Origin of the sequence: Aquimarina atlantica, assembly GCF_000626715.1 — a bacterium.
Classification (GTDB): Bacteria; Bacteroidota; Bacteroidia; order Flavobacteriales; family Flavobacteriaceae; genus Aquimarina; species Aquimarina atlantica.
On the sequence record NZ_AQRA01000003.1, the window covers coordinates 390,909 to 405,963 of the forward strand.

Genomic DNA, 15,055 nt, shown 5'->3' on the forward strand with positions numbered 1-15,055 from the left:
TAGTATAAAAGCTTAGTTTGCAAGATTTATAAAAAAAATCGATGAGTTTTGAAAATCTTAGATCAAATGGTTGGCATGATGGAATTACAAACAATGAGGATAGAAGAAAGCGGAACATCATCATAAGAAAGGAGGTGTTAAATACCAGAAAGCATTAATACCAATTCGATAAAAAAGACCAATGAGGTTGAAAAATATTTTAGTAAAAAAGGTATTGCTAATCTAAAAAAACCGAATGGAGCTACCGTCAGTTCAAGATGGAGATATTTATCAAATTATCCAATAATAAAGTAAAAGGATTGACAGGGGTTTTAGACCAAGAACCATTGCACAATCAAATATTTGGAGAATAGATAATACGAATTTTAACTTAACAATAATTAAATTAATGTGTAATCGGTTGCTTCGAGAATTAATATGATAAAATCAATTGAAGAAGGCAGAAAAGAGGATGGTAACAGGTCTATTGCCGATAAAATAAAAAAGAGACTACATGACTTAGAAAAAACCGTTGAAAATAACCAGGGTAGATGGGCTTGGGAACTCTTGCAAAATGCAAAGGATAGTATTGCTGATTATCCTAATAGAAAAATTAAAGTTAAAATTGAACTTGATAAAAGTCAAGTAGTATTTAGGCATAATGGTATCCATTTTACGGAAAAAGATATCAGGGGGCTCATCAATCAAATCTCATCAAAAGAGACAGAGGAAGGAGAAGAAACAAAAAGAACAGGGCGTTTTGGAACAGGATTTTTAACCACACATTTACTTTCAAAAGTTATTACCATTAGTGGAGTTGTCAAAACCACAGATGAGCAATTATATCGATTTGAGTTTCCCCTTGACAGAGAAGGAGGTTCTACTAGAGAACTAGTCCCTAAAATTGAAACTGCTTGGGAAGGGTTTCACAAGTCAGCTACGCTTCTGAACAATTATAATGTAGATAATTATAACACTTCATTTACGTATAATCTTACAACAGATAAACAACATGAAATAGCTAAAATTGGTATTGAGGAATTTATAAAACTAATTCCTTATGTACTCACTTTTATACAAAAAATAGAAAAAGTAGAAATCATAAATAGCGTTGAAAATCAAACCACTGAATTTTCAATTGTTGGAAAAAAAGATGAGAATATTTTTACTATTCAGAAAAAGAGCAACGGAGAAACATCACATATTGAACTACTTAATTTCACCAATCAGAAAGTTACAATTGCTGCTGAAGTTGAAGAGAATCCCAATGGCTATATATTCAAAACTCATAGCGATATACCTAAACTCTTTTGCGATTTCCCTTTAATTGGAACCGAGAATTTCCATTTTCCAGTTGTCATAAATAGTTTTTTCTTTAATCCACAGATGGAAAGGGATGGTATTTGGCTAAAAGGAAATGATGATGCTGAAGTTCTGGAAAATCAAAAACTGATTGAAGGTGCTCTAGAATTGTATACTGACCTTATAGAAAAAGTATCAACCGAGAAATTTTTTAATCTTTTCAATATCTCAGATTCAAGATTGCCAAATACGAATGAGAAATATTTTGATGAGAGTTGGTATGTGGAGAACATACAAAAATCACTAAGAAATTGTATTTTTAATAGTACAATAATTGAAATTGAGAAAGATGATGTAACTAGAAAAGCTCCTAAAGATGTTTGGTTTCCCGCTAGAAGTTACTCAAATGATGTACAGGAAAGTTTGTGGCAATATACTTATGACCTTTTTCCAGAATCCGTATCAAAAAAAGACCATATTCAAGAATGGGTTAAAATTTTCTGGTCTGAGTGGCAAAAGTTGGATTATGATGGTCTTGCAAAAGATATTGAAGATTTAACCAGTATAGAAAAATTGGGAGAGTCTTTAGATAAAGATGAGAACGATACTTTTATATGGTATAATGAAGTGGCAAAATTTATCCTCAATAAAGAAAATAATGTAATACTTTTTGAAAACAGGGCAATTACCCCAAATAAAGAAGGAATCTTTTGTGTTAAATCAGATTTGTATATAGATAAAATAAAAGATAATGAGTTGGTTGAGGTTCTTCAATTGCTAGGTGAAAATTGGAATGAAATTTTATTGAATAGTAAAGTAAGTTTTGGAAGATACTATCCTAAAGAAAAAAAAGATATCGCTAATGAAATTTCATCTTCATTGAAAAATTTATCTCTAAATGATGAAAATGTAATAGAAGCGATAAGTCGTTTATCCGAATGGTTTGAATCACAAAACCCTAAGGATTCACAAGAACTTTTTGGTGAAACGTATAGAAAAAGAGCTGAGCTTTTTATGAATACGATTCAAGATAAGGAAAGCCTTTACCAGGTTATGAGAAGTAATACAGATCTTTCAAAACTATCAGCGGTTGCAAAAGCTTTGGATGAAAACCCAGATTTGATGCAAAATTTTAATCAAGCTGAACAGGTTTCTTTGTTGTTGGAAGAATATGATGTAAATAGTTTGGATGAATTAAAATTAGTTCTGGAAAACTCAAGCCGGGATAATTACAAACCTAAATTGGAAATAACACAGGAAGATTTAGTCAGTTTAGGGGTTACGTCGATGGATGAATTGGAAGAAGCATTAAAGGATAAAGATTTAGCTGCATTATTTAGTCATACTTCCAAGCCAAATGCAAATATGTTTTTATATGCTCAAAGTTTAATCACCCGTTCAAGGAAAAACATAAAAAAACATCTTATAAATCACCCTGAATACGATTGTACTGAAGTTGAAGAGCTGGCAACTACTGTCTTAGGTGGGATTAAGAAAAATGGTGTTGATGTTCATATTGTTATAAGGCCATCTGATAATGGTCAGGTCATTGTATATTATTCATCTGAAAAGGATACTCTGGACTATGCAAATGCCGAACTGTGGATAGATAATGGCAAAGAGCCTCCAAAACATTTAACACTTGGTCATATTCTCAAAACAACTGGTATAAATAAAATTCCTGTTTAGTTATGAATCTAACAGAAGAAATAAAAGCAGTTATAGGACAGCCCGAAAGTAAGAATTTAGAGTATAAAGCTGTTTTGCTCCCATCTAGAAATATGGCTCAAATTATAAGTTCTTTTGCCAATACTGATGGAGGCTATTTAATTTTAGGTGTAACCAACGATTCAGAAATTAGTGGTTTGAGCGAGGATTTTCGAGCAAATTCAATTACACATAAGGCTTTGGATTTATTATCTCCTAAACCGAATGTTGTCTATGATTATGTAAATATTAGTGATAAGAAACTATATGTCATAAAAGTCGAGAAATCTAATAATAAAATCTTATTAGAAGGTAAAACCTATATTAGAAAAGGTGAAAAAACTAAGCTTGAAAATCCTGTTGAATTAACCTTTATTAAAAATGGCTATAAAGCAATTTTAAAAATAAACGAGACATTATCTGGGTATAAAGAGAATTCCACAAACTCAAAGATAAATTTCATAGAACACTACCAAAGTATTTTGAAAATTGTAGATGATTTAGGCTCTATACTATACCCAAAAAGTCCAGATAGGCCAACTGAAAATGCAGAAGGGAAAATTTTAACTCGAATTTTGTTTTCTTCTGTAGTTGATAATTTTGAGACATATCTTTCAGATTTACTTTATGAGATTTTCTTGGCCAATCCGCAAACATTAAAATCTCAACAGACTGTTACCATTGAAGACGTATTGAATTGTTCCGATATACAAGATTTTGTTAAGTTTTGGGCAAAACAGAAAATTACAAAACTTCAAAAAGGCAGCGTTCGTGGGTTTATAAAAGAAAATAAACAAATTAAGGATCTAAATGTAATAGATAATGATGAGCAAAGTGAGATAGAACAAATCTTGCAAATACGACATTTATATTCGCATCGGAATGGTATAGTGGATGAAAAATTTCTTCAATATTTCTCAATGGGATATACTGTTAATTCAGAACACCAAATGTCAATACAAGAGGTTTTTAATAAGCTTAATTACCTAGCAGGTGTAGTTAATAGAGTTGATATTAGTGCTATCTCCAAGTATAATCTTGCTAAAGTGGGTTGAAATTTCATATTACACGCTTTTTAAAAATTACCAATAAACTTTCGTCTTTTTTCATGTTCGGCATATTGAAGTTCACTATCAATTCTACTTTTGATATATGCTTTTATTTGACGTGTTTTTATTCCCAATTTAGTACTCTCAATCATATTCAGTAACCTCTCCCATTTTGCCGCTCTTACAGAACCCACAATGACATCACCACTGTACACAACTTGTCTTTCAGTCCAATTTATCTTCTTGAAACAATTTACGTCTTGGTTTCTCTGAAGATAAGTAGCCAAAGCTTTTTCAAATAAGTGGTTTCTTGAAGTGTGTATGACATCAAAAACTATATTAATAATTTTTGATTCATGACTATACTTTCTTATAAAATATATCAAACAGTTATTAGCTTTTTTTTCCTGAGATTTAACACTTTTAAAAAAAACATTCATAAAGTTTCTTGATATATAGTGGTAATTATTTTCATTATTTGCTACATACCTAAGAGGTTCATCTAATACCTCTACTGGGTTGGATAATTCCCAAACCATAGATAATCCTCTATGATGACCTAATTTTCTTTTGTTGTTGTCTTTGTAAATTTTCCTTACCAAATCCAACAAAAAAGAATTGTCTCTTTTTAAGATTTCCAATAAAGCTTTACCTTGATAATCAAAATGGTCGCTTAAATGAGCTTGTTGTAGGTATGCCTTTTTCAATAGGTCAATATTTTCTATTGAATCAATCGTCAGAATGATAAAATTCTCATCAAATTTAATTTTTAAGTTTTCTTGTTCAATTTTTTGAACAACTATTCCTATAATCTTAATCAAAATGTTTGGTTCTAAACTTTTATATTGTTCCAATCGTTTTGATTGCAACCAGAAGTTTACTTTTATTTCATTTAAAGTTGTTATAAGTCTAGTAAGGTCTCGTTTCAAAATTCTTTCTTCAGAAAGGCTTGTGAGAATTTCTAATTTCCATATTTCCTTTAAATTTTCAGATTCAATGGTTTTCCAAAATCTTTCTGCCAGTCCAGATATCGAATTCAGTTTTTCCAACGAATCGTGAGGTATGAAACCTTTGGAGTTTAAAATGCCCTTATCTTGAAGTTTTACGAATTCAACAAAAATTGCAAAACCTATATCTGTATTTTTATCTAAATTGGCATTTGTTATGATACCAATAATACTGTCTTGTGAATAGAGCCTTAACTTATTCCATCTCAGAATTTCACTATAATTCGTAATGAATGTTTCTATATCATTGTTAGATTTAAAAATCAATGTTTTTATAATGTCTGCTTCCTTTAATTCTTCGAACTCACCATCATCATTAAAATCATGACGGTCTTTGAATTGATGCCTGTCCCAATTGACCAATTCAAATAATCTGTAGGCAGCGTGTATAAATGAAGACTTTAAACGCTTAAAGTCGGTATGATCAACGCCTTCTTTAATGGAGTATCTTATAATTTCCTGAACATAGTAACAATGGTGGAAATTATTTGTTTTTAAATGCTTATTTATCCAAGGAATTAAATACTTCAAATCAAAAGCAAGTGTATATTCATTATAACTTAAGGTATGAATTGAAAAATCAAATATTACCTCAAAAACTTCTTTGGGATAGGAAGTATAAAGTTTACATGACGTTTTTAAAATTATGCTTCTTATTTGTTTGACTATAATGATATTTTTATCGTCTTCTTCAATATCCTCAGAGTTTTCATACGTCCAATGTGTTCGCCCCATTAATTCTTTCGAAATAGCTAGAAAAGAGAGAGCTCTTAGTTTACTATTTTCTACTTCATTAGCCAAATAGTTAATTAGGCTTAACTGTCTGTTAAAATGATTGGAATAGTCTTCATCCATAAAATGAAAACCTTCATTGATGTGATAAATTAACTGAGGTAAATGCTGCTGAATGCATTCAACAAATTTAAAAGCCAAATCAACCGCATCTAAAAAGTAATTATGTTCTTCGAAAAAGTGGGATATCAATTCAAGATGGGGTTCTCGTTTTTTCGTCCCAGAATAATCATTATGTTCATATGTGACTTTGAACTCGATTATTTCGGAATGTTGAATAGCACTAATCTTTGAATCTAAATAAGCTAAGCATTCATCGGGAACAAATTCCCAGGCAAAATTTAAAAACTGAAATGCTTTTTTTTCATTTTTCGAGATTTCAGCCCAGTATGCAAGTAATGTTGGTTTTACTTGCTCTGTTATAAACTGTTTGCCAAAGTTTTGGTGTGTGGGATATAAGGTGTCTTTAAATCGATGTGGTTGTAGTTCAAAATAATTGTTCCAAAGAGATTCAAATGACAGTAGTTTGTCTTTTAAAAATACTTTGTAAAAGAAATAAGTAGAAAGGTTTTGCTCGCCAATTTTAGCATGCTCATAATTGAGTTCTATCAAATCTAAATTATGGAGTAAGTCAAAGGATTCGCGTAATTCATCACTAGAAATTGAGAATGAATTGGAAACAGAGCCTAGTAAGGTGCCATCGTTATAAGGTATAGCATAGAAAAAAGAAAGAACACCCATGACTTTGAGTACTTTTTTATTTTTAAAAACCTGTTTATCGCCGACAAATGTTTCAAAATATTGTTCAAACAAATCTGAGACATTATTCAAAGAATCAAGTTTATTTGTCTTTTTTGCAATAATCGCCATCATTACAGCAAGACGTGCATTTCCTTTGGCAATTGTGTAAATCTTATGTTGGTATTTGCCATTATATATTTCAAAAGGCTTTAGTTCTATAATCGCTTTAATTTCATCAGAATCAAATCGCTTTATCTTAATAATGGCACTTTCATAACGACTCAACCATTCTCTAACGTTCTCTAATGCATAATCCCGAACCGTAAGGACAATCTTAAGTTTTTCTTTTTTTAGACTGCCGTAGAACCCCAAAATTTGTTCAAATTTATCTACCCGATTAACATCATCAACTAACAAAATACTGTTTTCATCTCCTTCAAAGTAAGTACTTAAGTCTCCAAGGAAATCGGCTCCTTTTGGGGAAATGGCATATGCATTATAATCTAAATGTAATTCAAGAAATTTTTTGATGGCTTGTAGTGCCAATTTAGATTTACCGACGCCGGCTGCACCAGAAATGATTACAATATCTTCTGAGTTTAATTTTTCTTTAATTTCTTTCAATTCCTTAGTACGGTGTAGAAATGCTCCAGATAAAGGTGTGGCCAGTTTTTGCTTACCATTATCATATTCCTCAACAAACTTTTCTAACAATACTATTTGTCCTGTATCGAGAGGTAAGCCTAAATAATCATGAGCTAGATTTTTATGGTGAAAAAAGATTTCCGTTGCCAATGAATCTAAACTAAAGTGAACTGGAGGTTTTCCCATTGCTTTTTCGGCCTCTTTATTGATTTCTTCCATTTGGCTTGAAGAAAGATTAGAGTTATAGCAAAGAATGATATCCTGTATTTTGTTGATTGCGATTCCCGTTTTATCTTTATTTAAGCATGCTGAGATATCATTTTTCAACTTATCCAATAAGCGTTTTCCTTTATTCTCGGTAGTAGTAGATTCTACAAATAAATAAAGTCCGTTAGGCATTAGGAAAAATGAATCAGGTGTACCACGAGTAGTTTTTTGTTTTATATCATGCGCCCCATTACGTGCATAAGCTTTGTACCCTCTGTGACGTAGATTTAAGAAGGAATCACATAATTCTTGAAATTCAGTGTCATTGAAATTTTTGAGTCTTTCTTTAATACTTGATAATTGATTCATTTAATAATAACAATCTTTTTTAACCTCAGTTTTATTTTTCAATAAATGTAATCAATTCTTATAATTTAAATTATCTAGAGACATGTATCGTGAATAATGAATTCAGTAAGATATGGTTTTTGTTTTTGAGATACTTAAGAGTTTAGAAATACTCTAATTTATTCAAGTGAAAGAGTTATGTTTGGTCAAGAATAATTTGCATCTCAATACTTTTAAATTCATCAATAGAGTTTAAGAACTTTCTCAAAAACAAACAGATTACACCACTTAAATGATTCTACAGTTTACACTAATGTCTAGTCTTAAGTATTCATATAACTGAATTCCTCTTTCTCTCTAAATCACTTAGGAAAAGATTCGATCTTGCGTTGGATTTGCAATAAAAAGTAGATATTTAATTGAGAGACTTAAGTGGCTACGTTTTAGTTATACATTTCTAATTCAAATTCGTTAATAGTTTTATACCCTAAAGTAGAATGTACTCTTCTTTTGTTGTGCGAAGTTTCAATCTAACTAAAGATTGATAATTCGCCTTGAGACCTATGATTGTATTTATGTTTAATAAGAAAATAGTTGAGATTGTATATATTTGTATAATAACACTCTTAGTTTATAAAGAAGTTTTGAAAGTAATAAAAGACATAACAAAGATTTTTCCAAAACATTTATTTTGGGATATAGATTATTCTAAATTATCTATTAAAAGAGATAAGGATATTATAATTCCAAGGGCTTTGTATACAACTACTAAAGATACTTTTGCAAACGATATAGCTGTATTAGAACGCTTATATTCTAAACAAAAAATACTTTCCTGTTTGAAAAATACTAAAGAACATGTTAGCAATAAAACGTGTGTTATGGTAGCAAAACGATACAATGTAACTTCATTTTACCGTTATGCTGTATGAGTATAGTTTTTAAAGAACATCTAACAGATAACAAATAAACTTTCTATAATAAAGTAAGTAAGTTTTTAGACTGATGGGTTTGGATTCTAAAATTATTGAAGATAAGGAACTGTTTCATAACGAAAAATCTATTACTGATCTGAACGGGATAGGCTACAGTCTATAGAAGTTGAATTAGAATTTTATAAATTTAAAAATGCAGCATAGATCTTAGAAAAATTGTCCGAATTTCTCTTGCAAGTCCACTGGCCAAACTGCAAACAATATGAGGACATACGGAAAACTTTGTCATATGCGGATTATGGAATTTCTCTTTATTTTATTAATTCCAAATAAAAAGATTATAGTACTCAACTCTTCAAAGTTTAATTGAAATACCTATATTAGAAGATATAATACTAAATCTAACCTTAGTTCGTTATCTTTGCAAAAGATATAAAAGAGTAATTTGAGTCAATTTGATTACATAAAAGAAATAGCAAAGTATGGTCTGGAAAATGATCAAGAACGTCTATTGACGGTAATTAATGAGCTTGTTGAACATTCTAAAAAGACTAAAAAAGTGAATTTTGCAATTCAATTGCAATCTATTCTTAAAGAGTCAATGCGCCAACAAAGTGCTAATAGCTTGACAAAAGTAGGCTCAGATTCTTATCAACAGCGCCAGGATGATCGTGACTTGCAAGATCTAATTCTAGAAAAAATCACTTCAGATTATTCTTTAGAAAACATTGTTGCTGATGATGTGATAATGGGAGAATTAAAACATTTCATTGAAGAGCACGAAAAAATTGAATTATTACAAAATTTCAAACTTCCAGTTTCTAACAAACTATTATTACACGGACCATCTGGCTGTGGAAAAACATTAGCTTCTTATATCATTGCAGGAGAATTAAAAAAAATGATGGTTGTTGTTAATTTAGGAGCAATAGTTTCTTCTAAATTGGGGGAGACTAGTAAAAACCTTTCAAAGATATTTAGGAAGGCAGCACTTGAAGACTGTATTGTCTTTATTGATGAATTTGATAGTTTAGGAAAAGTACGTGATTACAGTCAAGATCACGGAGAAATGAAACGTGTGGTTAATACCATACTTCAATTATTTGATTATTTACCTCAAAGTAGTATTGTAATTGCTGCGACTAATCAAAAGGAAATGCTAGACTCTGCATTAACAAGAAGATTTGATAGTATCATAGGTTTCTCATTACCAAATACTGAACAAATTAAAAACCTTATTGAGTTAACATTAAGCAAGAGTGGTTTTGTATTAAGTAATAAAAGAGAGGGAACAAAGATTATGAAACTGTGTGAAGGTCTATCTTATTACAGCATTCAAAAAACGCTTATTACTGCATTAAAGCGTAGTTTATTTAAGCAAAGTGATAAAGATGTAAAGTCCATTACTAAAATAGATAGTCAAATTTGGAAAGCCCTTGTCATTGCAGAAAAAAAATCTCTTGAGATAAACTCTTAAATCTCTCCTTCTAAGTCAGCTTCGGCTACATTAATTACTTCAACATTATTTATTGCTCTTAACTCATCGTATAGGCGACCTGTATTAGCTCTTACCGTTTCTTCAATATTAAGAACTAGTGAGAAATTAAATTTTGTTGGATAATTCTCAATCTGAGATGCCATAATTTGATTTGACAATAGAGCTTGTACTGCTAATTTAAAAGTTTTTCCTTCACTTCTCAGTTGTGCAACATCAACATTAAATTCAATTTTTTGAACATTACTATAAGGTGCTGGAGTAGATTTATCTCTTGCAGATTGAGACCAGCTTAATGTAGTGCGCAACTTTGAATTTAACAATCGTTGTACTCGGTTAATATCATCTGAAGAATGATTCTTGAAAATACTAAATGCTATATGTATAGGACAATATGTTAATTGATTGTGCTGTAAGGGTAAAAAACTAAAGCATAATGTAGCTGTTATTTTAAGTACCCGATTAGTCTTACCAAGACTTGTTGAAATTAGGTAGTGAGGAAAGTTTACAGGATATATCTTTTGTTCACCACTTTGGATACTGTCTTCCAATATCATTGTTGCACTATTCTCATCTGAAAAAATAGTCCTATTAGCATCAATAAGTCCGTAGCCAGAAGTTCTGTTTAACAAAGGTTTGTTTACATCTGGATATACTATGTTTTTTAAAGATGCTCCATTAATTATCAAGGCTTTTAATGTTTGTGATTTTAAATCTGGATAAACAATTTTAAGTTTTGCAGCAAGATTAGCCGTAAGTGGTGCTGCTAGACTTGTACCTACTTCTTTTGTGTATCCTAAAGCAGGGTTCGATGATAATACAGACATAGCTGCATTATCCATAAAATCTATTGTGGTAGGATTGTAGAATCCATAATCTCCACCACCTTCGATAACATCTGGCTTAAAAAGATTTTTATTACGTTTCTTAACAGAATATATGACAGTAAGGTCAATATGATCTGTTCTAGAATAGATAGCAGGAAATTCTTTACCTGGTGCGATACCGTTAAACGCACCATCATATAAACCATCTGCGGCTGCACCTACAGTCATATTATTCATTGAGTCAGCCGGTGTATTTAAGTTGGTGTGTTCATTATTAAAATAATTTAAGTCATAATCAACATTTTCATTCATTGCTTGACTATTATTCCCAATACTTATAAAAATTAGGCTATCAGTTTCGTGTGCAAATTTATCCAGTTCGTATGTATAATTAGAGAATGCTTCGTTCGTTCTCTTATGGGTTTTATAACAAATAGTTAAGACAAAAATACCTAATTGAGGGTATTTTTCTTTCGCTTTATAAAGCAATTCGATTACCTTTTTTTCAGAAAGATAGCCATCACCACTGCCGATTAATTTAATAGATAGCAACTTAGCGTCTGCGGTTATTTCGCCTTCAAAGTTATTACTATGATTGTGTCTTCCTAATGCTGCTAGTGCTGCTACCATTGTACCGTGTCCATCATTACCACAATCATCTATTAATGGATTACCATCTAATGTAAAAGTATCATCTCGTAGCGTAATACTGGCAAGTGGAGTTTGCATACTTATTCCAGTATCCAATATTCCAATTAAAGGAAGTTCCTCATCTGCATTCGCTATTTCAAAACCAAAATCTCTACTAGGAATATTATATACACCTGGTCGCACAACCCCAGAAAGGGAAGAAGTTATGCTCTCTATGACATCAAAATTTTGGGCAATAGCAATAAGCTCATCTAGTGTAGCATCATAAAGCTCTAATCTATGTGTTTCTCTATTAATTTCGTATGAAATTTGATGAATTGTTAAGTAAGATTCTAACGCATCAAGAATACCTTTTTCAATTACTGGACTAGCTGGTAGTTCAATTGTCTTAAGAACAACTACGTTCCCTATATTTTCAGCACTTACTTGTAAAACATCACTTAACGTGAGAAGCTTAAAATTTTTCACAAAAAGTACATTCTTATTAAAATCAGCTTCTGTATTGTCGTCTAAACCTCTATTAATTAAGCCTTCAACACTAGAAATAAATACCTGAAATTTATCTTGATCTGCAATAGAAAATAACGCTGTTCTATTAAAATTAGTGAAGCTTACACCTTCAAGTCCAAAGGTGTTGTACCAAATACTGTAGTACTTCTCTAAATGAAACTGTCCCATAAAGTCTACTTCTAGATAGTCTACATCAAAAGGAACATCAATAGTCTTATTTTTTGCAGCTGCTTTTACTTCTATGTCACTCCTGTAAGATCTTAAATCGTCCCGAAACGCTCTAGCCATAAATATATAATTAGGCTCTATATTGGCTTCATCTTCATTTTCTCCAAAACCGTAATTAAACTTTACTTCTCCAGATTCTTCTAGTTGTCTATCTGCAATTATTCTTAAATGGTTTTTGTTTGGCATCCTTTACTTCTGGTGTTGAGTTTAAAACTCACCAAGTTAATAAATATTCATATTAATCGATTATGAAATTTTAACAAAAGTGATGTAAATCAGTTAATAACATTAGTTGAATGTTATTGTTAATTAAAATATCTTACTGATTCGCAGATACTAATCTTAGGTAGTTTTGATTTAAAACATTTTAAATTGTTGGTGGTTAGATGAACTTATATTAAAGTGTCTGCAAGCTTTTCTCCAATAGTGACAATCGTAATCATTATCTAAGTTTCCTTTTGTCTGAGAATGTTGCATTTTAGGTTTTTTACAAATTTTCACAAGCAAGAAACTATTTTATGTTGAATACTCTACTACGAATCTGTCAATATTTATTAATTCTGCTACTAAAAAGTTCGAACTTTGAATGCTTGGGGTCACAAATGAATCACAAAAAAGTGAATCATGAAGCGAGTTTCAAAAATGAAGCTCGCTTCTTTTTTTGAAAATTGTGAAGTGATTCTTTTTGTGATTTTCAACACGGAGCGTTGTAGGGATCAATACTAGTTAACCCCTCCAGGGTCACTACAAACAAAAAACCACGCCATTGGCGTGGTTCTTTGTTTTTTGTAAAAGACTGGTTTTAGGTCTTCAAATAATTTAATGTATATCTAAATTTAGCTTTTGAAGTTATATCGGTATTCCTTTAAAAATTAATTCGCCATCATTTTTACAATCTTCTCGTTCTATATGAATAATTCAATCTACATTATTCGTCTAAGCTATACGCAATAACAGTTACTAGAATTTTCTTTACCTTATTTAGTATTTCACCTGCCTCATTTTATAGACATTTAGATTCTTAAATCTTTCATTTTTGTTATTCTAAAAATTAAGAAATCCATATATCCAATATATAGCATCAATCAAGTTTAACTTTAATGACAACCACACTATGAAGCTTATCAGGGTCAATTATTACATTTTTATCTTGATTCAAGTTTAAGAGTTGACTATTGGCCAAAATATAAACTGTTTTGTTTCTTATTGAAACGGTCGTAGGTATATCCATTTTTGGATGATTTACAAGAACAGGTTCTACATTCAAAATGTCATCCTCTTTTTCGGAAACACTTATTTTATAAAGACCATGCTTAGTCCTGTTTTTCCCACCATTTACTATGGCATATAAATCTCCATTATAATATTTTAGCCCATCAATACCTCTTTTAGCGGTTGGCTGATGTATTTGATTTAAAATTTTTTTTGTTTTAATGTCAACTATACGTATTCCATGAGAATATGAATCAATAAATAGCTTTGTATTGTCTGGCGAAATAGTAATACCATTAGGATATTGAATCTGCTTATTTGCTAAAAATGTAGTTATTTCATTTCGTTGTACATCATATCTATAAATATGATGTGAATCTGTATCGGTTATATAAGCATTACCATTATCATCTACTGCTAAATCATTAAAATATGATGGCTTTCCATTCTTCAAAGAAATACATTGAACAATTGTATCGTTCAAATTTTTAATGAATAATTTTGATATCTTTTTTCTATTGAAACTGCCCAACGCGTATAGTTGATTTTTATAAATTTCCATACCAACTCCAATAGTATATCCACAATTTTCATTTGACAAGATTATAGAACTATTCTCTCCGTTTTCATCAGACTTTGTAATTCTATCCAAATGAATACTACTAATAAATATTTCCTCAGTTTCAGGATGTATAACAATTCCTTCGGGGATAGTGGTTTTGTCAATATCCAATGTTAAGACCTCAACTTTGGGTTCTATAAATTGAATAATGTTCCCGTCGGGGTCGGATATAATAAAATAATCCAACCTGTTTGGCTCATCCGAAGTCAATCCCAAAATAATGTTTACATCAAGTTTTTGTAATCGTAGGTGTAACTTTTCAAGCTCACTTGTTTTAAAAACCATTTTATAGATTCCCAGTAATGGTTGATTGTTGACACTGTAATTTGGAATAAACTTTTTAATTGAGAATGCTGTCTTTTTCTGTAAAAGTTCTAACTGAAAGGCATCATTTTTTAATATCTTAATCTGTAAACTATCATATTCAGGAAAGTTCATTTCATTAGAAACTTCAACCTGAAATACTTTTTTATACCAGTCAGTGGCTTTATCAATATCATTGACTACAATTGCAGCCCCCATTGGCTTAATTTCTTGCCCCGACATAAGGTTACAAGAAAATAGTATTATCAATATTGTGAGTAATCTTTTCATTTAATTATAAATTCTAGGTTCTTCCTTCTTGGGTATATCTGTTTAACTATCCATACTGTAATGCTCACCCTGATCAAAAGTAGTAAATAAGAATATACTCATTTATAAAAAGAGTTACAATTGAACTTACACTATCTAATCCTAAATAATGTCTAGCAAACAAAAGTAAGTTTATTAGTCCGGTCAAGAGTAAAGAGACACTTA

At 30.7% G+C, this 15,055-nt stretch carries 7 protein-coding genes; 4 read left to right on the top strand and 3 right to left on the bottom strand.

Going from position 1 to position 15,055, the window contains the following annotated elements:
• Positions 1–417 precede the first annotated feature (417 nt).
• Both ATO12_RS08345 and ATO12_RS08350 read left to right on the top strand, forming a co-directional pair.
• Positions 418–2,970 (top strand): sacsin N-terminal ATP-binding-like domain-containing protein, encoded by a 2,553-nt coding sequence (locus tag ATO12_RS08345; RefSeq protein WP_034241180.1) that lies wholly within the window; start codon positions 418–420, stop codon positions 2,968–2,970.
• A gap of 2 nt (positions 2,971–2,972) precedes the next feature.
• Positions 2,973–4,043: an AlbA family DNA-binding domain-containing protein gene (locus tag ATO12_RS08350; RefSeq protein WP_034241181.1), complete on the top strand. Its 1,071-nt coding sequence runs from the start codon at positions 2,973–2,975 to the stop codon at positions 4,041–4,043.
• Between the two features lie 20 nt (positions 4,044–4,063).
• On the opposite strand, the gene ATO12_RS08355 is transcribed toward ATO12_RS08350, so the two are convergent.
• A complete protein-coding gene (locus ATO12_RS08355) occupies positions 4,064–7,798 on the bottom strand; it encodes an nSTAND3 domain-containing NTPase (protein ID WP_034241183.1) in 3,735 nt (1,244 codons plus the stop codon).
• A 554-nt stretch (positions 7,799–8,352) separates the two neighbouring features.
• On the opposite strand from ATO12_RS08355, the gene ATO12_RS08360 reads away from it, so the two are divergent.
• Positions 8,353–8,709: a DUF6922 domain-containing protein gene (locus tag ATO12_RS08360; RefSeq protein ID WP_205625229.1), complete on the top strand. Its 357-nt coding sequence runs from the start codon at positions 8,353–8,355 to the stop codon at positions 8,707–8,709.
• 448 nt (positions 8,710–9,157) lie between these two features.
• Positions 9,158–10,189, top strand: coding sequence for an AAA family ATPase (locus tag ATO12_RS08365; RefSeq protein WP_034241184.1), 1,032 nt, complete (start codon positions 9,158–9,160; stop codon positions 10,187–10,189).
• On the opposite strand, the gene ATO12_RS08370 is transcribed toward ATO12_RS08365, so the two are convergent.
• Together ATO12_RS08370 and ATO12_RS08375 are read right to left on the bottom strand one after the other, a co-directional pair.
• Positions 10,186–12,609 (bottom strand): S8 family peptidase, encoded by a 2,424-nt coding sequence (locus ATO12_RS08370; RefSeq protein WP_034241185.1) that lies wholly within the window; start codon positions 12,607–12,609, stop codon positions 10,186–10,188. The genes ATO12_RS08365 and ATO12_RS08370 overlap by 4 nt on opposite strands.
• Before the next feature lie 895 nt (positions 12,610–13,504).
• On the bottom strand, positions 13,505–14,851 hold the full coding sequence (locus tag ATO12_RS08375; protein WP_081802004.1) for a VOC family protein: 1,347 nt from the start codon (positions 14,849–14,851) through the stop codon (positions 13,505–13,507).
• Positions 14,852–15,055: the final 204 nt, after the last annotated feature.

Coding starts and splice junctions, on each gene's coding strand:
- ATO12_RS08345 (WP_034241180.1), top strand. CDS start 418: ATGATAAAATCAATTGAAGAAGGCAGAAAAGAGGATGGTAACAGGTCT.
- ATO12_RS08350 (WP_034241181.1), top strand. CDS start 2,973: ATGAATCTAACAGAAGAAATAAAAGCAGTTATAGGACAGCCCGAAAGT.
- ATO12_RS08355 (WP_034241183.1), bottom strand. CDS start 7,798: ATGAATCAATTATCAAGTATTAAAGAAAGACTCAAAAATTTCAATGAC.
- ATO12_RS08360 (WP_205625229.1), top strand. CDS start 8,353: ATGTTTAATAAGAAAATAGTTGAGATTGTATATATTTGTATAATAACA.
- ATO12_RS08370 (WP_034241185.1), bottom strand. CDS start 12,609: ATGCCAAACAAAAACCATTTAAGAATAATTGCAGATAGACAACTAGAA.
- ATO12_RS08375 (WP_081802004.1), bottom strand. CDS start 14,851: ATGAAAAGATTACTCACAATATTGATAATACTATTTTCTTGTAACCTT.